This window comes from Mucilaginibacter arboris (assembly GCF_009754915.1).
Taxonomy (GTDB): Bacteria; Bacteroidota; Bacteroidia; order Sphingobacteriales; family Sphingobacteriaceae; genus Mucilaginibacter_A; species Mucilaginibacter_A arboris.
The window spans coordinates 224,801-250,753 of the sequence record NZ_WPIK01000003.1; the positions used below are offsets into that span (position 1 = coordinate 224,801).

A 25,953-nucleotide genomic window follows, 5' to 3' on the forward strand; every position below is an offset into this window, starting at 1 on the left:
TTGATGGTTCATGGTGGGTGGACGTGCGGCTATGAGCTATTAAAATATTAACAAAAATTGAATGAATAGCATTAACAGAATACTTAGTCAAACCAAAGGCGACCGCTGGATCTGGCTGATCGTTATCCTGTTGTCTGTAATTTCGGCTTTAGCTGTTTACAGTTCAACAGGAACGCTGGCTTATAAACGCGGTGTTGGTGCAGAGTCAATCCTCATTAAACACATGGCCATGATATTTGGCGGTATTGCACTGATGTATGTTTCGCACAAATTGGATTACCGTTATTACTCTGGTATATCTAAAGTCCTGATGATGGTAACCATTCCGTTGTTGCTTTATACCCTTCTTTTTGGTAACCACGTAAACGATGCAAGCCGCTGGATTGCTATTCCCGGGACTGGTTTAACTTTCCAAACCTCAGATTTAGCCAAATTATCACTCATTACTTTTCTGGCCCGAAGTTTATCGCGCAAGCAGGAAAATATTAAGGATGTTAAAGAATCTTTTATGCCGATTATGGGTTCGGTTTGTGTTGTTTTTATCCTGATCGCATTAGCTAATTTATCTACCGCATTAATGCTGTTCGGTGTAAGTGTTTTATTATTGATTATCGGCCGGATCAGCATTAAACAAATTGCAGTGGTTTGCCTGGCAGGGGCAGTTTTATTAGCAGGCGTAATATTTTTAGGGCCAAGACGGAAAACGTATGCTTCGCGTATTCAAACTTTTATGCACCCAAGCAAAGTTGACCGCGATAAATCCTTTCAGTCTGATCATGCAAAAATTGCTATTGCAACCGGTGGGATTTTTGGAAAAGGCCCTGGAAACAGTACCGAGCGCAATTATCTGCCGCATCCATATTCAGATTTTATTTATGCAACGATTATAGAAGAATATGGATTGATTGGCGGTTTTTCACTGGTACTGATCTACCTGTTTTTATTATATCGATGCATCAAAATTGTAACCAAAGCGCCAAAAGCATTTGGGGCATTGCTTGCCGCAGGTTTAAGTTTTAGTTTAACGATACAGGCTTTTGCCAACATGGCTGTTGCCGTTGGTTTAGGCCCGGTTACTGGTGTCCCACTTCCGTTAGTAAGTATGGGCGGAACTTCCATCTTATTTACAAGTGTGGCTTTCGGTATTATTTTATCGGTAAGCCGGCATATTGATGAGTATGAAGATAACCGGAAAGTGGTTATAGGAGAGATCAGGGAAAAAGAAGTAGCAGCGTAAATTTTAGGTCGGTAAAAGAAGCATGAACAGTTGTAAGTTAAAAGGTTATGGGTTGTAAGTTTTAGGTCGGTAAAAGAAGCATATCAGAATAAAAAGGAATGGCAAAAAGGATCATCATAAGCGGCGGCGGAACCGGAGGACATATCTTCCCGGCTGTAGCTATTGCGGATGCCCTGAAAAAGCTGCATCCGGATACTGTTATTCTTTTTGTAGGTGCAAACGGGAGAATGGAAATGGAAAAAGTTCCTGCTGCCGGATATGAAATTGTTGGTTTGGACATTGCCGGTTTTCAGCGTGGCTCTATCCTGAAAAACCTGTTGTTGCCATTTAAAGTTTTTAGCAGTATAAGCAAAGCAAAAGCAATCATCAAGAACTTTAAACCTGATGCTGTGGTTGGCGTTGGCGGTTATGCTTCTGGCCCGCTTTTGTATGCAGCTTCAACTAAAAATATTCCGATTTTAATTCAGGAACAAAACTCCTATGCTGGCCTAACCAACAAATGGCTGGCAAAAAAAGCAAAGCGTATTTGTGTTGCTTTTGATGGCATGGAAAGGTTTTTTCCTGGAGATCGCATCATCAAAACAGGCAATCCAATTCGCCGGGCATCGGTAGAAATTACCGGAAAGCGGGAAGAAGCTTTAACCTTTTTCAAGCTTTCTCCGTCAAAAAAAACAATATTGGTTACCGGCGGAAGTCTGGGTGCCGGAACTTTAAACAATTGCCTGTTGGCAGGTTCAGATCAATTGATTGCTGCCGATGTACAGGTAGTTTGGCAAACCGGCAAGTATTACTATAAAACGATTAAGGAAAAGCTGGGCGAGAATTATCATCCGAATATTTGTGTGGTCGAGTTTTTTAACCGGATGGACCTGGCTTATGCTGCTGCTGATGTTATTATCTCTCGTGCCGGAGCTGGAACGATTGCCGAATTATGCCTGGTAAAAAAAGCAGTCATCCTCGTACCTTCGCCAAATGTGGCCGAAGATCATCAAACTAAAAATGCTTTGGCATTGGTACGGCAAAATGCAGCAGTTTTAGTGAAAGATGCAGATGCAGAAAATATGCTGATAAAAACAGTATTGGATTTGCTGAAGGATGAAGCAAGACAACAAAAACTAAGTACACAAATTGGCAAACTGGCTATGCCAGATGCAGATATCAATATTGCAAAAGAAGTATTAAAAATAACAAACGATAATTAAACAAGATGCTGTTTTTACAGCATAAAAATTATGGAACTGAATAGCATACAACGTGTTTACTTGATTGGCATCGGCGGGATCGGCATGAGCGGTTTGGCCCGGTACTTTCAGCATCGCGGCTGTTTGGTTGCCGGTTACGATAAAACGCAAACTGCTTTAACCACAGCGTTGGAGCAGGAAAATATCGAAATTGCGTATCACGATGAAATCGATTATATCCCTTTTGATTTTAACGAGCCGGAAGAAGGCACCCTGGTAATTTACACACCTGCGGTTCCTGCAAATTCTTTAATCTTAAACTTCTTTCAGGATAAAAAATTCACCCTAAAAAAACGTTCGGAAGTTTTAGGCATCATTAGCAAAGGCATGTTTACCATTGCCGTTGCAGGCACGCATGGCAAAACAACTACTTCCTGCATGATTGCACATGTTATGCGTGCTTCCGGAAATGATTGTTCTGCTTTTTTAGGTGGAATTGCAACCAATTATCAAACTAATGTATTGTTCGGAAGTAATGAAATGCTGGTGGTTGAGGCGGATGAATACGATCGTTCGTTCTTAACACTTCATCCTGATATTGCCGTAGTTACTTCTATGGATGCAGACCATCTCGATATTTATGGTGATAAAAACAGCATGGTTCAGGCGTTTCAGCAGTTTGCATCTCAAGTTAAAACAGACGGAAAACTGATATATAAAAAAGGTTTGCCTTTAAATAAAGGAGTTACTTACGCAACAGATGCTGAAGCTGAAGCTATTGCGGAAAATATCCGCATAGAAAACGGAACATATCATTTTGACTTTAAAAATAAAGAAACCCAAATTAAAGCTATTCAATTAGGCATTGCAGGAATACATAATGTTGAAAATGCAGTTGCTGCTATACAAACAGCATTATTTTTAGAGGTTGGCCCGAAGGAAATAAAAGCTGCATTAAAATCTTTTCTGGGCATAAAACGGCGGTTTGAATACATCATCAATACTAATAAAGCCATTTATATTGATGATTATGCCCATCACCCGGAAGAACTGCGTGCTTGCATTACTTCGGTAAAAGAGCTTTATCCGGATAAAGAACTGACTGTTATTTTTCAGCCGCATTTGTACACAAGAACGAGGGATTTTGCAGATGAATTTGCAGAAGTTTTATCTCAAACTAATCATTTGCTTTTGCTAAATATTTATCCTGCAAGAGAATTACCAATTGAAGGTGTAAATGCAGAAATGATTTTGGAACGGATGAAACCTTCATCAAATGCAAAAAAATATACGGTAAAAGAAGCATTGGATTACGTGCAGCAGCAAAAGCCCGAATTATTGTTAACCGTGGGCGCAGGCGATATTGACAAAATGGTTGAACCTTTAAAAGCAGCTTTACAAAATGTTTAAAAAACCAATTTGGAAGCACATTGCATTTGGTTTGATCTGGGCAGTTTGCCTGGGTGGTTTATTTGTGCTGATGAGTTTTATCGGCATAAAAAGAGCATCTATGTTGTGCCGGGAAGTAAAGGTTTATATACCGGGCAATGAATATTTTGTTGACCGGCAGGAAGTCAATTCGATTTTGCATGTAGGCAACAATACTTTGGTGGGCAAGAAACTGGAAGACATCAACATCCATCAGCTGGAAAAAACTTTGCAGGCTAACCCTTTTATTGAATTTGCTAAAGTTTATGCCGATATGGATGGCGTAGTTAATGTAGAAATCCGCCAGCGGCAACCCATTTTGCGCATAATGAACCGGTTTGAGCAAGATTTTTATGTAGATCAGTATGGTTTAAAAATTCCGCTTTCTGCAAACTTTACGGCACCTGTACTGGTTGCAACCGGCAACATTGATGAAGTTTTTATAAACCGTGTAGATACTTTGCATACCGCGATGGCCAAAGCTTTATTTAAAACTGCCGACTTTATCAGGAGGGATTCTTTGTGGGATGCGCAGATAGAACAAATTAACGTAAACGCAAATCACGAGATAGAATTAATTCCAAGGATAGGCAACCAGCGGATTTTATTGGGTAATGCAGATTCATTGGATAAAAAATTTAAAAATTTGTTAATTTTTTATCAAAAAGCGATACCTAAAACCGGCTGGGGTGCGTATAAAGTTATTAACATTAAATACGCCAACCAGGTTATTGGCATTAAAAGCGATTCTTTGTTAAAAACGGTAGCGCTAAAGCCAAAGCAAATAGTTAAACAAGATACTAATCATATTAATCAGCATTCAACTCAAAATATACATTAGAAATGGAAAAGGTTTCTATCAGTCACGACAAAAGTTCGCCAATTGTAGTTGGCTTAGACATTGGTACAACAAAAATCTGCGCAATTGTAGGCCGCAGAAGTAAAGATCATACAGTTGAAATTTTAGGTATCGGAAAGGCAGAATCGGCGGGTGTAACACGTGGTGTGGTATCAAACATTGATAAAACAGTGCAGGGGATTACGCAGGCAATCGATATAGCAGCAGCACAATCTAACGTAGAGATCCGGGTGGTAAACGTAGGTATTGCTGGCCAGCATATTAAAAGTTTACAGCACCGGGGTTTAATTACCCGCCGGGATTTAAACCGGGAAATTAACCGGAAAGATATTGATAAACTGATCGAGGACATGTATAATTTGGTTATGCCTCCTGGAGAAGAAATTATCCATGTTTTACCGCAGGAATTTACGGTAGATAATGAACCTGGGATCAAAGACCCGATTGGTATGGCTGGCGTTCGTTTGGAAGCTAATTTTCATATCATTTCCGGCCAAGTTACGGCTGTAAAAAACATTGTGAAATGTGTAACCAAAGCAGGATTGGAAAGCCACGAACTTATCCTGGAACCATTGGCCTCTTCAGAAGCAGTTTTAACCGAAGAAGAAAAAGAAGCAGGTGTGGTTTTAATTGATATTGGCGGCGGCACAACCGATCTGGCTATTTTCCATGAAGGAATTATACGCCACACGGCGGTTATTCCGTTTGGTGGAAATAGCGTTACAGAAGATATACGCGAAGGTTGTTCAGTAATGCGCAACATCGCCGAAATGTTAAAAACCCGTTTTGGATCAGCTCTGGCAGAAGAAAATAAAGATAACGAGATTGTTTGTGTACCAGGTTTGCGCGGAAGGGAATCAAAAGAAATATCGGTAAAAAATCTGGCTTATGTAATCCAGGCCCGGATGGAAGAAATCATAGAACATGTTTATTATGAGATCAAAACTTCCGGTTACGAAAAGAAAATGATTGGCGGAATTGTAATAACCGGCGGTGGTGCAGAGTTAAAACATTTGCCGCAGCTGGTAGAATATGTTACCGGTTTAGATTGCCGCATTGGTTATCCGAGTGAGCATCTGGCAAAAAACGAAGTATTACAAAAAAATATTTTTGACGAACTGCAAAGCCCGATGTATGCTACCGGTATTGGTTTGTTAATTAAAGGGATACAGAAAATGGAAGATACAGAAGTACAGCCGGTTACAGAAGTAAAATCTCAGGTTAAACCCGCAAGTGTTACTTCGGAGAAAAAACATGGTTTACTTTCCAGGATGTTGGAGAAGGGAAAGATTTTTATCAAAGATGATATCAAAGATGAAGATTTCTTAAAATAAAAGTTTATAAATCAAAGGTAAATTCATTATAAAAAATAATTTGTAAAAACGTAATATTACGTTTTGTTAATTGAGTCGTCAATATATCTATATAGCTTAAGATCAGGCATTATGCAATTTGAAATGTTAAAAGAAAAGTCGTCTATCATCAAAGTAATTGGTGTAGGCGGCGGCGGCGGCAACGCAGTAAACCACATGTACAAACAGGGTATTACCGGTGTTGATTTTATTATCTGTAATACAGATGCACAGGCTTTAGAGTTAAGCCCGATCCCCAATAAAGTACAGTTAGGTGCAAGCTTAACAGAAGGAATGGGTGCAGGCTCGATCCCGGAAGTTGGTAAAAACTCAGCTATAGAAAATATTGACGATATTAAGCAGATGCTGGGTACTAACACTAAAATGCTGTTTATTACAGCAGGAATGGGCGGCGGCACAGGTACAGGCGCCAGTCCGATTATTGCACAGGCAGCACGCGAATTGGATATTTTAACGGTAGGTATTATCACTACACCTTTTTCTTTTGAAGGCAAACGCCGTAAAATGCAGGCCGAAGAAGGAATGGAAGAACTGCGGAAATATGTAGATTCTTTCCTGGTGATTTCTAATGACAGGCTACGTGAAATTTTTGGCAACCTGACTTTAGGCGCTGCCTTTGCACAGGCAGATGATATTTTAACTACTGCAGCGAAAGGAATTGCAGAGATAATTACACTTCCGGGTTATATCAATGTTGACTTTAAGGATGTGCGTACGGTAATGAAAGACAGCGGCGTCTCTATTATGGGAAGTTATGCTTCTGCTGGCGAGAACCGTGCTTATGAAGCCGTAAGAGGCGCTTTAGCTTCACCATTATTAAAAGATAATGAGATTGAAGGTGCACGATATATTCTCTTAAATATCAGTTCCGGCTCTAAAGAGGTAACGATGGATGAAGTAAGTATCATTACCGATTATATTCAGGAAGAAGCAGGTTTAATGGCAGATTTGATCTGGGGTAATTGCAAGGATGAAAACCTGGGCGAAAAAATCTCGGTAACAATTATTGCTACCGGCTTCCAAACCAAGGATGAGCGCGAGAAAGTGCAAAGCAGCAAAAAAGTTGTTTCGCACCTGATTACCGATAATCAACCTTTGGTTAAAGCAGTAAACGAATTTACGGTTAATACCGGAAGGGAGAATAACCAGGAGCCGTTTTTGAAAGTCAATGATGAAAATCAGGGAAACCAGATGAACAACCCTTTCCAAAAAAGGGAAGAAGCTTCCAGACAAGAACAAAGCGGAACGATCAGATACAAACTTAATGAGGATGATAAAAAGCAGGAAACCGAAAAGGATTCGTCAGGCTTTAGCTTTAAAGTTGCAGAACCGTTAAGTTTTGATAAACCTGCAGAAACTTCCTATATTGCAGAAGCAGGCAGGCCGGAACCGGTAAAACCAGAACCACAACCTGTTGCTTCCGGTGCCGATGATCAGAAAACGGATGAATCTATCGAAGAACAATTGCGTAAATCCAGGGAACGTATTATGCGTTTAAAAGATTTAAGTATGAAATTGAGAAGCGGTAACATCCAGGAACTGGAAAATGTACCGGCATATAAACGTAAAGAAGTTGCTTTACAGCAAAATACACATTCATCAGAATCGCAGGTTTCCAGGTTTTCTTTATTAGCTGATGAAGACGGAAAAACCGAGATCAGGCCAAATAATTCTTTTTTGCACGATAATGTAGATTAAACTTATTGGCCTTAACTTACAGGCCTTTGTTTAAACAAAGGCCTTTTTTGTTGGTTTTAAGTAAGAGTTGCTTGCTTCTTTTGCTGATAAAAAATATTACAGCTATTTTTACCGGGTTACTGTTACATTAAAATAAACTGTTTTGGATTTATTTGATAAAATACAAAAAAATATGGGGCCATTAGGTCAGCACCAAAGCTGGTCGCATGGTTATTTCTCATTCCCGAGATTGGAAGGCGAGATCGATGCCCACATGATGTTCAGGGGAAAGGAACATTTAGTTTGGAGTTTAAATAATTATTTAGGCCTGGCCAACCATCCCGAAGTACGAAAAGCTGATGCAGAAGCTGCCGCTGCTTACGGTATGGCTTACCCAATGGGCGCCCGGATGATGTCTGGCAATTCCACTCAGCACGAAGCTTTGGAGAAAGACCTGGCTAAGTTTGTAGGCAAAGAAGATGCTTTTCTGTTAAATTATGGCTATCAGGGCATGGTTTCTATCATTGATAGTCTGGTTGATAGAAATGATGTTATTGTTTATGATGGCGAATCGCATGCGTGTATTATAGATGGCGTCCGGTTACACATGGGCAAACGCTATGTTTATCAGCATAATGATATTGTCAGTCTGGAAAAGCAGCTTGAACGGGCGGCTAAACTAACCGAACAAACAGGCGGCGGCATTTTGGTAATTACCGAAGGTGTTTTTGGGATGTCTGGTGCCCAGGGAAAAATCAAAGAAATTGTAGCCTTAAAAGATCAATATAAATTCAGGCTGTTAATTGATGATGCGCATGGATTTGGAACGATGGGAAAAAGTGGTGCCGGTACGCACGAAGCTCAGGATTGTATTAATGAGGTAGATGTTTACTTTGGTACTTTTGCAAAATCGATGGCTGGCATTGGTGCTTTTGTTGCTTCAAACCAAACCATTGTTAATTTTTTGCGCTATAACATGCGTTCTCAAACCTTTGCAAAAGCCCTGCCTATGCCAATGGTAATTGGTTTAAGAAAGCGGTTGGAATTGCTGATTAACCGCCCGGAATTGCGCGAAAAACTATGGACCATTGCTACTGCGTTACAAAGTGGTTTAAGATCGCGCGGGTTTGATTTAGGTGTTACCAACACCATGGTTACACCAGTGTTTTTAAAAGGCGATTTAAATGAAGCAACCAGCTTAACAATGGACCTTCGGGAAAATTACAGCATATTCTGTTCGATTGTTGTTTACCCGGTTATTCCAAGAGGCTTGATAGAGTTACGTATTATTCCTACTGCAACCCATACTTTAGAAGATGTACAGCTAACTTTGGATGCTTTTAGCCAGGTTTCAGAAAAGCTAAAAAATGGTTATTACAAAGAAAACAAGTTTGCTTTGGCTTAAAAAATCTGTAATGCTTCTTTTATCGGATAAAAATTAGGAATTATTAATATTTGTACATCTTTAAAAGTTTTAAAAAATACCTCATTAGAACTTATATTCGATTGACTTTTATTCAAAAACAATATATATTAGCTTATACAATTTATTAAAATAATTATTATAAAGCCTAACCCATTATCTTGATGAAAAAATTTGAAGAAGTTAAAAAATTGATAGAAAGTTTGGAAGCAGATGCCGACAAATTTTATAACAAAGGCAATAGTGCAGCCGGAACACGAATTAGAAAAGGCATGCAGGATTTAAAAAATATGGCTCAGGCCATTCGCTTAGAAATCCAGGACACTAAAAATAATGCAGAAGCTGAAAAAAAGTAATGCTTCTTTTATCACCTAAAAATCCGGTCCACCGATCGGATTTTTTTTATGAATTTAAGTTTTTCAGTTCTGCAGCAATCAGGCCGGAAACTTTAGGGCTAACATTAACCAAAGGTAATCTCAGTGTGTTTTCGCATAATCCGGTTAGTTTTAATGCTTCTTTTACACCTGCCGGGTTTCCGTCTATAAACATCAGCTTGGTAAACTCAATTAACTGGTAATGGATAATTCTGGCTGCTTCCCATTTTCCATCCAAACAAAGCCGTACCATATCCGAAAAAAGCTGCGGAACAGCATTGCCAATTACAGAAATTACACCAACGGCACCTAAAGCAATCATTGGTAAAGTAACCGGATCATCGCCGGAGATCAGCATAAAACTTTCCGGTTTGTCCCGCATGATCTGGTTAAACTGGTCAAAATTTCCTGATGCTTCTTTTATGGCAATAATATTTGTACAATCGTGGGCAAGCCTTACAGTTGTTTCTGCAGAAATATTACTTCCGGTACGGCCTGGAACATTGTATAAAATAACAGGCAGTTCAGATTGGGCAGCAATGGTTTTATAATGCTGATAAATGCCTTCCTGTGTTGGTTTATTGTAATATGGACTAACCGAAAGAATGGCATCAAAGCCTTGTTTATCCAGGTTTTTTATGTTTTCTACAACTGCCGCTGTGTAATTTCCGCCAACACCTGCAACTAACGGAACTCGTCCTGCAACAGTTTGTGCCGTAAACTTCCAGATTTCTTTCTTTTCTAAAGAAGTTAAAGTGGCACTTTCACCAGTTGTTCCCAAGGAAATCAGGTAATCAATGCCATTGCCAATCAGGTTTTCAATAATATTTTCCAACCCGGAAAAATCAACAGAACCATCAGTTTGAAACGGAGTAACAATTGCTACGCCGGTACCATAAAATTTTTTCATCAATAAAATAAGAAGCCGCTAAGATAAGATTTTGCGTTTTTACAGGAAGCTAATGTTAAACAATTATTAAGATTTAAGTGACTGATCCATTAAACTTCTAAAAACTTTGATTTGGTGTAATTAAATAGGTGCAATAGTTTGCTGTAACAGTTTAAGAATGAAAAGATAAACTTTTAATGGCCGGATCCGGATGACACAAATATGTTCGTTTTTTTGTAATACTTACAAGTAAATAAACGTGCCTGGATAACTTGCTATTGTACATGGATTTCTAACAGACTTTGTTAATTGGGGCTTATGGCAAAAGTTTGGAATTTGTCTTACTTGACGTGTAAGTAAAAAGGCCGTTTTATTGACGATAGGTTTTGAATGAGTAAACAAGTAAAGTAGCCTCAAATGTCTGTTCTTGTCCTTACGGAACCTAAGGAAGCTATCAGCTGTTGGAATAAATATGTAGTGTCTGATTTGCTATCTCAAGCTTCTTTTGAAAATGAAATCCAAGTTTATTCAGAAGCTTAATCGAATTTACATTACCGGGAATTGTTGTTGCTAAAACTGGATCGCACGCATTAGCTGAGCAAACGATCGATAATATTTCTTTCGTTGCCTCGCAGGCATAACCATTCCCCTGGAATTCTGGAAGAAAAGCAAAACCAATATCAAAGAACTCCAGATACTCCCGTTTAAGAAATGATATTATTCCAATCGGAGTATTCTCCTCCTTTATTCTAACTACCCAATAGTATAAATTTTTTGTGTTCAAGATTTTACCAATATAAGCCACTGCTTCTGCCTTTGAATGAACCTTTCTGTCGCCTATAAATTTGATCCATCCTTCGGAGTTAACCAGTAAGGCCATAAATACATAGTCTTCTTCAGTTAAGGTACTCAGGAAAAGCCTCGTAGTTTCAGCGCTGTTTTGCATCTTAATATTAGGTCTCTTTTTTGGACACTCTTCATTCCCGCAGTTATAGCTTCATGATCACTATTTACAATTGTAAATATTATGAGCCTGTTTAAATTTTATTCAATTTATTTTATATGCTTCTTTTATCAGGCAAAAAACTATAAATTTCTGTATTTCTTGTATCGATGTCATCTCAAAAAACAGAATTTATAGGCATAAAAGAAGCACTGTAATTTTTTAAGATAATAATTTGAACAGGCTCTATGTAAAGCAATTAAAATTAATTAAAAAAATCGCTGTTGAGTAATATCTAACATCATTTCAATGAATTTCGTTTTCAAAACAATCTGTCTTTAAGGAAAGGTCACAGTCGCTTAATTTATTCAATAGAATATTCGATTGCTTCCATTTCAAATTTCCCATTGGTCTCAAAGCTACGAATCAAATTTCCGATTATATATGAGTATTTCCAGTTTAAAACTATTTGAAAAGACGTAATCAGCCACTTTTCCCACTTTGTTCTAACTTGTTCCAATAAGAACAAGCTGGTTATTTGTATTTTATTCTGTTATGCTTGAGATTTGACGGATTAACCTAAGGGTCAATGAATATTGTAACTAAAATGGGCTGCATATTTTATGCAATTGCCACAGCAACGATTGCCGTTCAGCAGATGTTTTATGCAGACTTTTGCCCGATTTTTTTCCCTCCCTGGCCAAATCCAATTCCGGGCTATGCTTTATTTGCTTATCTGTTCAGTCTGACATTAATGGCCGCCTGCTTTTTCATTATCAGAGATAAAAATGCGTATGTGCCCTCGCTTTTACTTGGCGGACTATTACTGCTGATGCTGTTTTTAGGGCAGGTTCCATGGGAATATCTGGTCTTCCCGCATAAGAAGACACATTTAGGTGTATGGGGATTACCACTAAAGGAATTAGCCTGGGCAGGTGGGGCTTTCTGTATTGCGGGAGCCGTTGCGCCAAAAGGTAATTCTGGATGTACCAAATTCCTGACAGTGCGATTTTTAGAGAAATTAGTCCCGTTTGGCCCTTTGTTCTTTTCGACCACCATGATACTTTTTGGCGTGTGCCACATACTTTACACCCAAGGGATTGCTGATATGGTGCCTGCATGGATACCATGGCACTTTTTCTGGACTTATTTTTCCGCCGTTGCTCTAATTGCAGCAGGAGTTTCAATTATAATAAGGGTGTGGATAAGAATATCCAGTCTGCTACTGGGAATAATGATTTTCCTTTGGTTTGTGCTGCTTCACATTCCGGGCGCGTTAAAGTATCCTTTTGCAGACAAAGGCAACCTGGTATTCAGTGCTTTTTCAGCGCTTGCATTTAGCGGGATAGCCCTCGTTATCGCAGGCGCAAATAGCGACAAAAAAATAGTTTATTGAATGAAAAGAATTTATAGTATTGATGTTACCCGAGGTTTGGTTATGGTCATCATGGCCCTTGATCATACGCGTGATCTTCTGCATGTTGATTCAGTAGCTCATTCACCCACCGACTTAAACACTACGACTCCAATCTTATTTTTTACAAGATGGATAACTTACCTGTGTGCCCCCATATTTGTATTTCTGGCAGGGACATCAGCCTATCTTTCACTTAGGAGGAAAAACGATATTGCTCAAAGCAGAGATTTTTTGCTTAAACGAGGAGCCTGGCTTATCGTACTTGAATTTACGGTGGTAAATCTTGGCCTCTTCTTTGATCCTGGTTTTCATTTGGTTCTTTTTGAAGTAATCGCAACAATTGGCTTTGGATTTATCATTTTGTCCATGTTACTCAAGATATCGCCTATAATGCTGGCTACCATCGGCTTGATTATCATCTCCAGCCATGAACTCTTTACTGCCATTCCGTTTGCCCAAGGTTCGCTTGCGTCTAAAATACTTTCACCATTATTTACCCTTACACCATTGCCATTATTTCCAGGCCATTTAATGCTTGTTGCTTATCCCCCAATTCCGTGGCTTGGCATTATGCTAACAGGGTTTGGGGCGGGCCGATTGTTTGAATTGTCAGAAGAGAGGCGCAAATCCCTGTTCCTCCGGATCGGTTTAGTATCGCTGGTATTATTTGCGGTGATCCGTCTTATTAACAAATATGGCGATCCAGTCCCTTGGTCTTTCCAGAAATCTCCGGCATATACCTTTCTGTCAATTATGAATATTAGCAAATATCCACCTTCACTCTTATTTACTTTAGTCACACTGGGGATTATGTTTCTAATCCTTGGTACGGCGGAAGGACAGAAAAATAAAATAACTGATATTGCCTGCGTTTATGGAAAAGTACCATTGTTTTATTTTATCCTGCACTTTTATGTCATTCATACATTATTGTTAATCATACTTTTTGCCCAGGGATTCCATTGGGCCGACATGAGTTTTACAACCGGGACTTTCGGAAGACCAAAAGGTGCTGAATGCGGAGTTCCGCTGTGGGCAGTATATCTGATATGGTTAGGCGTTGTTGCAGTATTATACAAGCCTTGCATCTGGTTTGGAAAGTACAAAGCCAAATATAACTCCTGGTGGATCCGTTACCTTTAATATAAAACTGGCGGTAAAGTATCATTATTAATATTAATCCGATAGCTTAAAATCAACTCGTTTACTTTTAAACTTTAGCATAAAAAGAAAGTTCTGTCGCTGAAACAGCAGTTTTGGGGGTGATATTTGGTGAATTACAAGATCAGTTCGGAATAAAATGGATACTGAATTGTGATAAATAGCTGATTGGATAAAAAAGCGAAACTACTCATATTCCAATCAAGATTCCGTCAAAATAGGGAAGTGTTTCTATTATTGAGCCACCCATGCTAACAGTATTTGAACATGTAGCATAAGATTTTTATTAAAAAAATAGCAGCCTTCTTCGCTTGTTTACCGTTTTAACACAATTAGCTGGCACAAAACCAGCTGATTGTGCTCCTTGCTAAATCAATTCAACATTAGGCTTATATATTTTAATAACTTCACTTAGTATTTAATATTAAGATTGCTGATATATGTATAAAGATGAAGTATTACTTCAGAGGGCAAAAAAATTGATTGAAGCCAAGTTGGGTTGGGGAGGCAGCAAAAATTGGGTCAATCAGGATTTCATCGCTCTTAGTAAAAGAATTAATGAGGAGACCGGCAGTTCAGTAAGTCATATCACTCTTAAAAGAATTTGGGGAAAGGTGAATTACGATGGGCTTCCGCAGACTTATACTCTAAATACCCTTGTTAAGTTTATCGGTTATGATAGTTGGCGCGATTTTATTGTAAAAAACGATGAAAGCATGGTATCGGCCGAGCTGCAAACAGAAGCTGAACCAGGGCCGGTTATAAATGGCCGGGTAAATAAACGGGCAAGTCTCATCCTGATGTTTATTGTTGTAGGACTTAGTTTTGCCACGTTTAAACTGGTGCGTCATAAAACCCCCAATCCGGTGGAATACACCTTCAGCAGCCACACCACGTTAAACGCGGGAATACCAAATTCTGTTATTTTTGATTATGATGCTACAAAGGCCCCCGATGATTCCGTGATCATACAGCAGTCGTGGGACACACGCCTGCAGCGAAAAGTTTCAAAAAATGACCATCAGACCACGCTGATTTATTACTTCCCCGGATTTTTTAAACCCAAACTAATAGTAAGCAGCAACATTGTTAAAGAGCAGGATTTGCTGCTTAAATCGGACGGTTGGGTTGCAGCATTACTGGATAAAGACGTCCCTATTTATTTTAAAAAAAACGACGTAATGAGGGATGGAAAAATGTCTTTACCGATAGAAAAAATTAAATCTCAACACATTGGCCTGGCACCTAAGCCACCAGTGCTGTCTTTCTGTAACGTACAGGACTTTGGAGAATTGTATTCGGATGATTTTGAGTTCGAAACTTCTTTGAAAAACGATTACCGTAGTGAATCGTCAGTATGTCAGATGACCAATATTTATCTGCTTTGCAAAGGTACTGCCATTAATATTCCGCTTTGCTCTAAAGGTTGCGAGTCCGCTTTAAACTTCTTTTTTACTACATATGAAGTTTCAGGCAAAAAAAGAGACTTATCCGCTTTTGGCGTAGATTTTAATTCATTTACAAAAGTGAGGGTCCAGAGTAAAGCGGGCAAAGCAAAAGTTTTTTTGAATGATAAACTGGCTTTCGTAGTCGATCATGGGATCACCAAATCAAAAATTATTGGTATTGATATCGCATTTCAAGGCACAGGTAGTGTGGATTATGTGAAACTTAGAAATGAAAAAGTGAGCTTTGAGGATGGATTTTGATCAAAATGAAAGTCCTTTGACTTGAGTTAGAATATTCTGTTCAAAACTAAAGTGTATAGTTGACTATCACTTTAGTTACTTTTTGATTGCTGTCGAAACATAACATTTCAACTGCCCTCTTATTGGTTGCAGTATTTAGATAATAAATAGACAGGCTGTCAATACCGACAAGCAAGTCCAACAACTTAAAATGCAAATCCGGTCGTCTTTTCATAGACGTTCTCCAATAGTCTCTTATCGCTTCTTTTCCGAACACTTTTCCGCCAGAAGTGGGCACCACCTCTAACGCCCTTGGAGTTTCAATCCAAAAATCATCTCGATATTTTAACAGAACCCGATCAATATCATGCGCATTCCAGGCATTAATCCATTCCGCTGTAAATGCTTCGGCAAATTCCTTTGTTATCATTGTCTGTATATTTGTAGTATTTGATTAACACACCCTTAACCATATGCTTGTATCCTTCTACCTAATGCGTACGTTCAATTGCGCGTTTAATTCCTCCGTTAATCATGTTCCCATAGTCATCATCCGGCAGAAACTCGGCCCAATTATGGGCCAGCTGATAATGTTCTTTAGCCTTAATATGGTCATGTAGACACTCATAGCCTTTGCCAACATTTAAGTAAAGGGACGGCAGGCTTGCTTTTATACTTTCATCCTGTATTTGTAAAGCAAGATCCAATGCGATTTGGTCCCATCCGAGCTTGTCAGCTAAGGTCTCCTGGAGTCGTGCAACGTAATGAGCAGCCGTAAACTTCTCAAAATTATTAGAAGCCTCGTCCCATGCCTGCTTAAATAACTGTAAGGCTTCTTGTGTTTTTCCCTCACCTTCTAAAGTCATTCCTTCTGTGCAAAGTTTAACTACCAGATTATTTGGATCAAAGTTCATGTGGTGTATAGAGTAAAAGAAATATCATAAGAAAAGGTCACTTCTTCGGTTATATTTTGTTTAATCGTAAAAGTCTGTATCGACTTGATTGTTGTACCATCTGCACTTTTGAACCTGTAAACGTCATAAAAAGAAAAGGCTGAATTGTCAGCTGCTATTATATGTCCGTTTACCAAGGCATCAGGTCCATGGGTTATTATCGCGTCGAGGGCAAGTTCTTTTACTTTCGAAGTTTTATTATTTTCAAGTTCTGCCAAAAAGTTTTCTTTTCCGGAATTTTTTCTGTCCGACTATATTTCCAAGAAGATTTTCCGGAATAGTGTCTGTCATAAAAGCCAATATCTGCATTTGCAATATATAAGTTTTTAAGGATAATTTTTCTGGGTACATTTCTACAGCCTGGTTGTATACTAGTTTTTGTCATTGCTATCAAGATCTATCAATCATCTACTCTACTAGTCAACGGTAATAGAATTTCCAGAAACGCTTAAAAGCTTGCTTCAAAATTAAATTGCAACGCTTTTAATAACAAACAAACATCCTTTTCTTATTGATACAAGGCCGTACAAAGTGGAACAAACGATTCATTCCGTCTATTAAATGCCTTCTGCTTCGAAATTATAATCTTAAACTGCTGAATTGACGCAGTAAAAAAGTGCAAAGCAAAATGCGTATTTTGAATAGCTATAAGCTATAAAAAAACTTGAGCTTCTGTCTATAACTACTTGAATTTTATTATGCAGATGTTTTTTCAATAAGAAACCCTTTATGGACATTAACTCAATACAGGAAAAAACTTGCGTACATTTATGATTTAATGCTCATTATAAAGTGTCACTCCATAATCTTGTCACGTTTCAAGTTTTAATAAAAACTTGAAAAAAAATTTGCGCAGTTAAATAACTGCATTATATTTGCAGTCAAATAACTGCATAATGGAAATTCGTAGAGATGTATTTCAAGCCATAGCTGATCCAACCCGCAGGGCGATATTAAGTTTGGTGGCTTTAGGGGCAATGACGCCGGGTGCGATTGCCGAAAACTTTGATTCGTCTAGACAAACGATCTCAAAGCATATACAAATCTTAAGTGAATGTGAACTGCTTAATCAAACCCAATCCGGCAGGGAAATTCATTATCACTTTAACCCCAATAAAATGAAAGAAATAGCAGAATGGCTGGAGCCATACCGCAAAATGTGGGATGACCGGTTCACAGCAATGGATGATCTATTGCGGGAAATGCAGGAAAAAAAGCAAAAAACTAACAAATAGCTCAATACTAACAAATTAAAACCAATACTATGACAAAACAAATGTATCCTTGCTTATGGTTTGATGGTCAAGCCAGGGCAGCAGCAGATTTTTACTGCACCATTTTCCCTAATTCTAAAGTAATCAACGACTCTGGGATGGTTGTAAATTTCGAACTTAACGGCGAGTTCTTTATGGGCTTAAATGGTGGCGATAACATTAAATTTAATGAAGCCGTTTCTTTTGTTATCCCTTGTAAAGACCAGGAAGAAATCGATCACTATTGGTACAAACTTACTGCAGATGGGGCTGAGGAACAGTGTGGCTGGTGTAAGGATAAGTTTGGCTTGTCCTGGCAAGTAGTGCCAACCATATTAGGCGAACTCATGTCAAATCCTGAAAAGGGGCAGCGTGTTGTGCAGGCATTTATGAAAATGAAAAAATTTGATATTGAAGCATTAAAAAATGCCTAATGCCATGAAAAGTAATAAAATTATTTATTGGATTAGCACAGGATTGTTCTGTGCTTTTCTCTTACTAACCAGTATTTCATACCTCACTGATCCGAAGTTTGTGGATATTTTCAAACATTTAGGATTTCCTCAGTATTTCCGCGTAGAGCTTGCCGTTGCAAAAATTTTAGGTGTATTAATCCTACTTCTTCCGAAAATAAAACCAAAATATAAAGAGTGGGCTTACGCAGGTTTTGGGATTACTTTAATTTCAGGTTTAATTGCTCATTTTAACAGTAGCGACTCAGTTGGGTACATTATTAATGTTCTTTTCTGGTTTGCTCTTTTAGTAATTTCATATAGCTATTGGCACAAAAGAACCAATGAACGAATAAATTCCTCCATCACTTAATTATTGTAAATAAACTAAATATGGCTAAGCAAATAGAAGTTACAAAAATCTTTAATGCCCCAATTGAAATGGTTTGGCAAGTTTGGGTAGATCCCGAACTTGTTAAGCGCTGGTGGGGACCAAAAAACTTTAGTTCTCCTATGGCAAACATAGATTTTCGGGAAGGTGGCAAATCATTAGTAAGTATGCAGGCACCGAAAGAAATGGGAGGGCAGGAATGGTATTCCATTTGGAATTATGTAAAAATTATACCGATGGAAACAATTGAATTTATTCAAAGCCTGGCCGACAAAGATGGCCATAAAACTGACCCTACTAAAGTAGGTATGCCGGCTGACTTTCCCCTGGACATTAGAACTGTTGTAACTTTCAAAGAACTTACGGATAGTAAAACCGAAATGAAGGTTACCGAATTTGCCGATTTCGGCATAATCAGCAACCTTGCACAAATTGGTTTGGAACAAAGCCTTGACAAGATGGCTGCTATTTTTAGTTAGCGGTAAGCACTAAAAGACAGCCCCTAAAACTGACAAGTCATTTTTCATGAAGGCATAAACTGTTTTCGTCCAAATCTTTCAGCCACGCAAAGCGACCCCAAGGAGTGTCATCAATTTTACCGGCTTCAATCCCCTTTACTTTTAACTCTTTAATTTCATTTTCAATGTTATCCGTTTCACAAACAATACCCTGAAAACTTGCAAGCGAAATGGTAGTATCGCTACCGGGAAGACCCATTTGTATCCACGTTTCACCGTGGGCAGCAGGTGCTTCAATAATTACCTTGAAACCTAATTTAAGATAAAATTCTTTGGCTCTTTGCCTGTCCTTTACAGGAATCATAATAATTTCTACTGATTTCATTTTATTCGATTTATTAAATTATTTTATAAAAATACCGTCATTAAACAAGTAAACCACAGGGTTAAAACGACAAACTTACCCGCCGTTTGCGACAGGTAGTTTTTATATTTGAGGCATAAATATCATGCGGAATGAAGCACGTATCCATCTTACCATTATATGATGCAACGTTGACAAGCATTGACAGCAGTTATCAACTGTTTAGCAGAGTTAACGACTTTATGAAGTATCAAGGAAAGCCGCCTTTTTATAAAATTGAGGTTACAGGGTTAACGAAGAGTACAAAATTTTCAAACGGGCTTTATAAGATTAGTACGCAAATGACTGTTAACCAAATAAAAAAGACAGATGTAATTGTATTGCCCTTACTCTGCGGAAACTTTAAAAAAGCAATTCAGGAAAACAAGAAATATACCGATTGGCTCATTGCTCAATACCATAGCGGTGCAGAAATTGTTTGCCTTTGTGTAGGCTCATTTTACCTTGCTTCTACTGGACTATTGAATAACAAAAAATGTGCTGTTCATTGGGCTGCAAAGAATGAGTTTAAGGAAATGTTTCCAAATGTAAAAATCATAGACGACAGCATTATTACGGATGAACGAGGAATTTATACCTGCGGTGGCGGATATTCTTATTTAAATTTGCTACTATATATTTTTGAAAAGCATTTAGGAAGGGAAATATCTGTTCTTGCCTCGAAAATGTTTGAAATTGACATTGAGCGAAAAAGCCAGAACCCTTACGCAATATTTATAGGACAAAAAAAGCATGGAGATGAATTGGTGCTGAAAGCACAGGAACTTATAGAAAATAACCCTACTGAAACTTTAACGGTTGATAGTATTTGCGAAAAATTCAACGTAGGAAGAAGAACCTTTGAAAGAAGGTTTAAAAAGCATACTGGTAATTCAATACTGGAATATATTCAAAGAGTAAAAGTTGAGTTTGCCAAAAAATATTTAGAAACAGGACGAAAAACAGTGAACGAAATAATTTATGAAACAGGCTATAACGACATTGATGCCTTTAGAAAAATTTTTAAAAGAATTACCGACTTGTCCCCGATTGATTATCGGAAAAAATATTCGGTTTGACACTTGGCATAACTAGAGTGAATAATGTGTCTGCCGCTAATACTGGGTAAAAGGCCGTACAGCAGCAGTACACTGACCATTAGCTTAAGTAAAACATCAAACACAATGACATTCCCTTTTGACGAAGAAATTATACTTGAAAACTCATTTGCATTATTAAGACCTCTGCAATTTTCGGACGTTGATAATTTGCTAAATGTTGCCATAGGTGATAAAGACTTGCTTCAATTTTCGCCAATGCCGGTTTATACAAAGGAATTGCTACAACAATATATCGATAAGGCCGTTAATCACAGACAAAGCAAAATTCGTTACGCTTTCAGCATATTTGACAAAACGAAAAATGCCTTTGCTGGCAGTTCAAGTTTTCTAAACATTTCAAATGTTGACAGCAGGCTTGAAATTGGTGCAACCTGGATTGGCAAAGAATTTCAAAAAACAGGACTAAATAGAAACTGTAAATACTTAATGCTAAATTACGTATTTGACAACCTCAACGCAGACAGAGTTGAGTTTAAAACAGATGAAAGAAATTTAGCATCAAAAGCAGCGATTGAAAAAATAGGCGGACAATTTGAAGGCATTTTAAGAAGCCATACTGTATTAGCTAACGGCTTTAGACGAAATACCGTTTATTATAGCATTTTGAAAAATGAGTGGACAAACTTGAAGCAAAGGTTTTTTAGTTAATCCTGATTACTGTTTAACAGCCATAATAAAAATAAGAGGCTAAATTAATAGAGGAATGAAGATCAGCTTAACAATCAACCCTCGATCATTCCCACTAGTTCCTGTTCAGAAATAATCGGGATATTTAATTTCTGTGCTTTTTCCAGTTTTGCCGGCCCCATATTTTCGCCGGCAACCAAATAATCCAACTTGGCAGAAATGCTGCCCAGGATTTTCCCGCCATTCTGTTCGATCTTCTGCTTCAGTTCTTCCCTCGAAAATTTCTCAAAAACACCGGAAATAATAAAGCTTTTGCCCGCTAACTTTTCGCTTTGCAGCTCATTTACTTCTTCTTTTATAGCAAATTGAAGCCCTGCTTTTTTAAGCTTTTCAATTTGTTCCAAATGCTGCGGAACAGTAAAATATTCAATCAAACTTTCGGCAATCCGGTCGCCAATCTCATCCACCAAAATTAGGTCGGTAAAAGAAGCATGCTGCAAAGCTTCAATGGTTTTAAAGTAACGCGCCAGTTTCCGCGCTACGGTTTCGCCTACAAAACGGATCCCCAAACCAAATAACACTTTTTCGAAAGGCATTTCTTTTGATCTTTCAATGCCCCGGACCATGTTGGTGATCGATTTTTCGCCAAAACGTTCTAATGTTCTTAGCTCATCAATATGCTGATGCAGTTCGTACAGATCACTAATATGATGAAGAAATCCTCTTTTATAGAAATTCTCTATCGTTTCGTCGCCTAAGCCATCAATATTCATGGCTTTTCTTCCAATAAAATGCTGGATCTTGCCTACAATTTGCGGCGGGCAACCTTCGTCATTGGGGCAATAATAAGCGGCTTCACCTTCTTTTCTAACTAATTCAGTTCCGCATCTCGGGCAGTTGCTGGCATATTCAACCGGTTTTAAATCGGGCGTTCTTTTATCTAAGTTAACACCGGTAATTTTAGGAATGATCTCGCCGCCTTTTTCTACAAAAACGGTATCGCCTTCATACAAATCTAATCTTGCAATTTCATTTGCATTGTGCAATGTTGCCCTTTTTACGGTTGTTCCTGCTAATAAAACCGGTTTTAAATGGGCAACCGGAGTAACAGCACCGGTTCGGCCAACCTGGTAACCTACGCTTTCTAAAATAGTTTCTGCTGATGCTGCTTTGTATTTATAGGAGATGGCCCAGCGCGGCGATTTTGCCGTGAAGCCTAATTCTTCCTGTTGCTCAAAACTGTTTACTTTTAAAACAATGCCATCAATATCATAACTGAGTTTAAAACGCTCGGTTTCCCAAGTTTTAATAAAGATTAACACTTCTTGAATATTACTGCAAAGCGCCGTATGTTCACAAACCGGAAAACCCCAGGTTTTTACCGTTTGTAAACTTTCCCAGTGAGTTTTAAACTGATTTTTATGGGCATAAAAGAAGTACAGGAAGCAATCGAGCGGGCGTTTAGCTACTTCGGCAGAATCCTGGAGCTTTACTGTTCCTGAAGCAAAGTTGCGCGGATTGGCATAAGTAACCTCACCGTTATCCAAACGTTCCTGGTTTAACCTTTCAAAAGCTTTTTTGTGCATAAAAACTTCGCCCCGGATCTCAAATTCAGCAGGATAATTTCCCGGTTTTAAATGGTGCGGAATAGCATGGATGGTTTTGATATTGTTAGTTACCTCATCGCCTTTTGTGCCATCGCCGCGGGTAACGCCGCGAACTAATTTTCCATCTTCATACGATAAACTGATGGAAAGCCCGTCAAACTTTAACTCAACCACATATTCAAAATTGCTGCCGATTGCTTTCTGGATGCGCTGATCAAAATCCAGCAAATCCTGTTCGTTATACGTATTCCCCAAAGAAAGCATCGGCCATTGATGCTTTACGGTTTGAAATTCTTTGGTAATTTCTCCGCCTACTTTTTGTGTAGGCGAATTTGGATCGAGCAGTCCCGGATACTGCTTTTCCAATGCGGCAAGTTCCTTTAGTTTATAATCAAAATCCTGATCAGAAATAGTTGGCTGCGCCAGCACGTAGTAATTGTAATTGTGTTGTTTCAGTTCGGCAGCTAAGGTTTCCACCCGCTCTTTGGCTTCTGTAAAAGTCATAGCACGAAGATACCTTTTAAGTTGTAAGTTGTAAGTTTCGAGTTGCAAGTTTCTTTCGCCTTTCAACCCTTAACCTTTCGCCTTTAACCTTTCAACCTTTCACCTTTCAACCTTTCACCTTTCAACCCTTCGCCTTTCCGCCTTTCCTCATCCCCCAATCCCGCTTAACATGCTAAATAAGATTATACCAAAAACAATCAGTGTAATTACAACATACAAATAATCTTTTTCAAGCACAAAACTTACTATCGAAAGTAGTATGCGGGCAATAGGCGTAGCAATCAGCAATAAAATGCCCAATTGTATGATTGCCCTTCCTTTTATGGCGGCCACGCCCTGTAAAATACCCGAAATTGTTTTTAAAAAGCCGGGTTCGCCGTTAAAAGTATGGTAAGCAGGCTTTTCTTGTCCGTGCCGGTACACGTAAATTATACCTCCTATAAAAACAACCGACATGGCCAGGATAACGCCCCAGCGCAGCAGCGAACCAATGTAAAACTGCACATCAGACTCTTTAAAAACCTTTTTTTCGCGGCTCATATTTTTCCGGTTAGTCCTTTATAAATCATTTGTATGGCCACTACGGAGATCACGATAGCAAAAATGACTTTAAGCGATTTGGAATTTGCTTTTACCAGGATTTTTGAACCGGTAACTGCGCCTAAAACTACGCCTAACATTACCGGCATAGAAAGTCCGGGATCAATATAACCACGCTGCAAATAAACCACTGCGCTTGCTGCTGCGGTAACGCCGATCATGAAATTACTGGTCGTGGTAGAAACTTTAAAAGGAATGCGCATGATGTTATCCATCGCAACCACTTTTAAAGAACCGGAACCAATGCCTAATAAGCCAGAAATCATACCGGCAAAACTCATCAGTCCAAATCCGCCAAAAATATTACGGACACTGTACGCAACCATTTTTCCATCCTGGCCCGGATAAGTATTAGCGAGTTTAAAAAAAGTTGCCGGTTTGCTTGAGGTAGGATCGGCCTGCGAATTTTTCTTTACAAAAGACATGATAGCCGAGAAAAGCAAAATCAAGCCAAAAATAACAGCAATGGTTGGTGCAGAAATATAACTTGCTAAATAAGCACCTAAAACAGCGCCAACAGTGGTTGCAATTTCCAGGAACATACCTAAACGCATGTTCGTAATGCCTTCTTTTACATACGCTGCAGCCGAACCGGAAGAAGTTGCGATAACCGAAACCAGCGATGCGCCGATGGCATAATGAATATCTACATCAAGCACCAGCGTAAGAAACGGAATGATAACAACACCGCCGCCTAAACCAGTTAAAGAGCCGAGCAAACCGGCAAAATATGCGCCAAGCAAAATATACAGGGTTAAAAGAAGTATGGTCATTCCGGTTGTAAGATTAATACTTTAAATGCTTCTTTTATCGATGTTTTTTTAAGAAGTTAAACCAGCAGGTAAAGTGTAAGGCTGAGGTTTTGGAATGAGCGGTAAAGAGCGCGTTTTTTTAAAGGCAAAACGCTGCTGCTGGTAAGCAAACCTGGAACTTGTTTTTCCTAATAATTGAAAGTTATTAATCAGCTTTAAAAAATAGACTGTTGAAAGTGGTGCTGATTGCGGCGGAAGTGCCAATAAATCTGCAACTTCATTTCCTAACAGATAACGCATCAATTGCATGGTTTCTTTTTGAGGAAAAGATGCATCAACAGATGAAAAATAATTAATTAAAGACCGGGTTAAAGCCTGGCCATGAGCAGAACTCTTAAAATTCCTGGTGCTGATCGCTTCGTCCAACAACAACGCTTCTTTTCCGGTTTCCGGCAGCAAACGTTCATCTACACCAAGCAAAAAGCCAATTACATTCCACAAGTGCATAAATGCTTGCTGGTCTTCGTAATTTATAGATAAACCGAATTTTCGTAAACCTCTAATCGCCAATAATGAAAAAGAAAGATTTGTACCAGCCATATCTTCCTGGTTTACCGGTAAGCCCCAATCATCATTCCATTTGCTACTTTTACCGGTATAAAACCGGATGGCTGCATGCATTAACCGTACTTTTAAAATGCTTACAAAGCCTTTTCCTTCGGGTTTAAAGGCGTCTGGCGCCATTACCTCCCAAACAAAATCTGCTGTTTCGCCTAAACGGTGTTCTGGTTTATTTTTAATCCGTTCTGATAAATCCAACACACGCGCACCATCGGCCGCAGCGTAACAATAGGGGAGGGAAAGCAAACCAAGCAAATTCATGATGGCTGTGGCATGAACAGCAAAAAAAGCTGTGCCTCGCTTCATCAGCTTTTGATCTGCCCAGTCAGGTAATTTTGTTGGTTGGACAAATGCTTCTTTTAGGGCATAAAAATCATCAACCTGATTGAGTTGGGTATTGGAATTTAAAGAATCAAGTATTGACCTAAAAGCTGATTTTTGGGTATCATCAGTAAAAACTTTTGAAATGAGACTGTCGGCAGCTAAATCTCCCTGTCGGTGCATGGAAGAAAGAAAATCATAACTATAACTTACTGCTGGCTTCATTTCACAAGTTTATTG

The 25,953-nt window shown here is 38.7% G+C and carries 27 protein-coding genes; 17 read left to right on the plus strand and 10 right to left on the minus strand.

The window, feature by feature from the left end; genetic code table 11:
- The first annotated feature begins 61 nt into the window (after nt 1-61).
- From GO621_RS04230 to GO621_RS04265, 8 genes are all read left to right on the plus strand, one after another.
- Nucleotides 62-1,237: an FtsW/RodA/SpoVE family cell cycle protein gene (locus GO621_RS04230; protein ID WP_157564492.1), complete on the plus strand. Its 1,176-nt coding sequence runs from the start codon at nt 62-64 to the stop codon at nt 1,235-1,237.
- 98 nt (nt 1,238-1,335) lie between these two features.
- Entirely contained in the window at nt 1,336-2,439 is a 1,104-nt protein-coding gene (gene murG / locus GO621_RS04235; protein WP_157564494.1) for an undecaprenyldiphospho-muramoylpentapeptide beta-N-acetylglucosaminyltransferase, read from the plus strand.
- Between the two features lie 30 nt (nt 2,440-2,469).
- Nucleotides 2,470-3,828: a UDP-N-acetylmuramate--L-alanine ligase gene (gene murC, locus GO621_RS04240; protein WP_157564496.1), complete on the plus strand. Its 1,359-nt coding sequence runs from the start codon at nt 2,470-2,472 to the stop codon at nt 3,826-3,828.
- Nucleotides 3,821-4,687, plus strand: a complete 867-nt coding sequence (locus tag GO621_RS04245) for a cell division protein FtsQ/DivIB (RefSeq protein WP_157564497.1) — start codon at nt 3,821-3,823, stop codon at nt 4,685-4,687. The genes murC and GO621_RS04245 overlap by 8 nt, the downstream gene beginning before the upstream one ends.
- Before the next feature lie 2 nt (nt 4,688-4,689).
- A complete protein-coding gene (gene ftsA / locus GO621_RS04250; RefSeq protein WP_157564499.1) occupies nt 4,690-6,039 on the plus strand; it encodes a cell division protein FtsA in 1,350 nt (449 codons plus the stop codon).
- A gap of 111 nt (nt 6,040-6,150) precedes the next feature.
- Complete coding sequence (ftsZ, locus tag GO621_RS04255) at nt 6,151-7,776, plus strand: cell division protein FtsZ (protein WP_157564501.1); 1,626 nt, start codon at nt 6,151-6,153, stop codon at nt 7,774-7,776.
- Between the two features lie 142 nt (nt 7,777-7,918).
- Nucleotides 7,919-9,160, plus strand: a complete 1,242-nt coding sequence (locus GO621_RS04260) for an aminotransferase class I/II-fold pyridoxal phosphate-dependent enzyme (protein ID WP_157564502.1) — start codon at nt 7,919-7,921, stop codon at nt 9,158-9,160.
- A 182-nt stretch (nt 9,161-9,342) separates the two neighbouring features.
- Entirely contained in the window at nt 9,343-9,534 is a 192-nt protein-coding gene (locus GO621_RS04265) for a histone H1 (RefSeq protein WP_157564504.1), read from the plus strand.
- Between the two features lie 46 nt (nt 9,535-9,580).
- Here GO621_RS04265 and dapA read toward each other — a convergent pair whose 3' ends face one another.
- Together dapA and GO621_RS04275 are read right to left on the minus strand one after the other, a co-directional pair.
- Complete coding sequence (dapA, locus tag GO621_RS04270) at nt 9,581-10,462, minus strand: 4-hydroxy-tetrahydrodipicolinate synthase (protein ID WP_157564506.1); 882 nt, start codon at nt 10,460-10,462, stop codon at nt 9,581-9,583.
- Nucleotides 10,463-10,895: 433 nt separating this feature from the next.
- Entirely contained in the window at nt 10,896-11,387 is a 492-nt protein-coding gene (locus tag GO621_RS04275; protein WP_157564507.1) for a GNAT family N-acetyltransferase, read from the minus strand.
- A gap of 586 nt (nt 11,388-11,973) precedes the next feature.
- Here GO621_RS04275 and GO621_RS04280 point away from each other — a divergent pair.
- The 3 genes from GO621_RS04280 to GO621_RS04290 all read left to right on the plus strand — a co-directional run bounded on the left by GO621_RS04280 (nt 11,974) and on the right by GO621_RS04290 (nt 15,671).
- Nucleotides 11,974-12,780, plus strand: a complete 807-nt coding sequence (locus GO621_RS04280; protein ID WP_157564509.1) for a DoxX family protein — start codon at nt 11,974-11,976, stop codon at nt 12,778-12,780.
- On the plus strand, nt 12,781-13,944 hold the full coding sequence (locus GO621_RS04285) for a DUF1624 domain-containing protein (RefSeq protein ID WP_157564510.1): 1,164 nt from the start codon (nt 12,781-12,783) through the stop codon (nt 13,942-13,944). It abuts the gene before it with no gap.
- A gap of 458 nt (nt 13,945-14,402) precedes the next feature.
- Complete coding sequence (locus tag GO621_RS04290) at nt 14,403-15,671, plus strand: hypothetical protein (protein WP_157564512.1); 1,269 nt, start codon at nt 14,403-14,405, stop codon at nt 15,669-15,671.
- A gap of 46 nt (nt 15,672-15,717) precedes the next feature.
- On the opposite strand, the gene GO621_RS04295 is transcribed toward GO621_RS04290, so the two are convergent.
- The 3 genes from GO621_RS04295 to GO621_RS04305 form a co-directional block, all read right to left on the minus strand.
- Entirely contained in the window at nt 15,718-16,080 is a 363-nt protein-coding gene (locus tag GO621_RS04295; RefSeq protein WP_157564513.1) for a YybH family protein, read from the minus strand.
- A gap of 61 nt (nt 16,081-16,141) precedes the next feature.
- Nucleotides 16,142-16,564, minus strand: coding sequence for an rRNA adenine methyltransferase (locus GO621_RS04300; RefSeq protein ID WP_157564515.1), 423 nt, complete (start codon nt 16,562-16,564; stop codon nt 16,142-16,144).
- Complete coding sequence (locus tag GO621_RS04305) at nt 16,561-16,821, minus strand: hypothetical protein (RefSeq protein WP_157564517.1); 261 nt, start codon at nt 16,819-16,821, stop codon at nt 16,561-16,563. Before GO621_RS04305 ends, GO621_RS04300 begins: the two co-directional genes overlap by 4 nt.
- A 678-nt stretch (nt 16,822-17,499) precedes the next feature.
- On the opposite strand from GO621_RS04305, the gene GO621_RS04310 reads away from it, so the two are divergent.
- Genes GO621_RS04310 through GO621_RS04325 form a run of 4 tightly spaced genes read left to right on the plus strand, consistent with a single transcriptional unit; the run spans nt 17,500 to nt 19,178 of the window.
- Nucleotides 17,500-17,838 (plus strand): ArsR/SmtB family transcription factor, encoded by a 339-nt coding sequence (locus tag GO621_RS04310; RefSeq protein ID WP_157564519.1) that lies wholly within the window; start codon nt 17,500-17,502, stop codon nt 17,836-17,838.
- A 29-nt stretch (nt 17,839-17,867) separates the two neighbouring features.
- A complete protein-coding gene (locus GO621_RS04315; RefSeq protein WP_157564521.1) occupies nt 17,868-18,290 on the plus strand; it encodes a VOC family protein in 423 nt (140 codons plus the stop codon).
- Nucleotides 18,291-18,294: 4 nt separating this feature from the next.
- Nucleotides 18,295-18,681, plus strand: coding sequence for a DoxX family protein (locus GO621_RS04320; protein ID WP_157564522.1), 387 nt, complete (start codon nt 18,295-18,297; stop codon nt 18,679-18,681).
- A gap of 20 nt (nt 18,682-18,701) precedes the next feature.
- Nucleotides 18,702-19,178 carry an SRPBCC family protein gene (locus GO621_RS04325; protein ID WP_157564524.1) on the plus strand — a complete coding sequence of 159 codons (477 nt, stop codon included), beginning with the start codon at nt 18,702-18,704 and terminating at the stop codon, nt 19,176-19,178.
- Between the two features lie 37 nt (nt 19,179-19,215).
- Here the strand turns inward: GO621_RS04325 and GO621_RS04330 are convergent, their stop codons facing one another.
- Complete coding sequence (locus GO621_RS04330; RefSeq protein ID WP_157564526.1) at nt 19,216-19,542, minus strand: VOC family protein; 327 nt, start codon at nt 19,540-19,542, stop codon at nt 19,216-19,218.
- 221 nt (nt 19,543-19,763) lie between these two features.
- Here GO621_RS04330 and GO621_RS04335 point away from each other — a divergent pair, with 221 nt between their 5' ends.
- Both GO621_RS04335 and GO621_RS04340 read left to right on the plus strand, forming a co-directional pair.
- Entirely contained in the window at nt 19,764-20,639 is an 876-nt protein-coding gene (locus GO621_RS04335; RefSeq protein ID WP_232335587.1) for a GlxA family transcriptional regulator, read from the plus strand.
- A gap of 105 nt (nt 20,640-20,744) precedes the next feature.
- Complete coding sequence (locus GO621_RS04340; protein ID WP_198170128.1) at nt 20,745-21,329, plus strand: GNAT family N-acetyltransferase; 585 nt, start codon at nt 20,745-20,747, stop codon at nt 21,327-21,329.
- A gap of 74 nt (nt 21,330-21,403) precedes the next feature.
- Here the strand turns inward: GO621_RS04340 and ligA are convergent, their stop codons facing one another.
- The 4 genes from ligA to GO621_RS04360 all read right to left on the minus strand — a co-directional run bounded on the left by ligA (nt 21,404) and on the right by GO621_RS04360 (nt 25,938).
- Nucleotides 21,404-23,419, minus strand: a complete 2,016-nt coding sequence (gene ligA / locus GO621_RS04345) for an NAD-dependent DNA ligase LigA (protein WP_157564531.1) — start codon at nt 23,417-23,419, stop codon at nt 21,404-21,406.
- A gap of 147 nt (nt 23,420-23,566) precedes the next feature.
- Nucleotides 23,567-23,959 carry a DUF1634 domain-containing protein gene (locus tag GO621_RS04350; RefSeq protein ID WP_157564533.1) on the minus strand — a complete coding sequence of 131 codons (393 nt, stop codon included), beginning with the start codon at nt 23,957-23,959 and terminating at the stop codon, nt 23,567-23,569.
- Nucleotides 23,956-24,792, minus strand: coding sequence for a sulfite exporter TauE/SafE family protein (locus GO621_RS04355; RefSeq protein WP_157564535.1), 837 nt, complete (start codon nt 24,790-24,792; stop codon nt 23,956-23,958). Before GO621_RS04355 ends, GO621_RS04350 begins: the two co-directional genes overlap by 4 nt.
- Nucleotides 24,793-24,840: 48 nt before the next feature.
- Complete coding sequence (locus tag GO621_RS04360; protein ID WP_157564537.1) at nt 24,841-25,938, minus strand: oxygenase MpaB family protein; 1,098 nt, start codon at nt 25,936-25,938, stop codon at nt 24,841-24,843.
- Nucleotides 25,939-25,953: the final 15 nt, after the last annotated feature.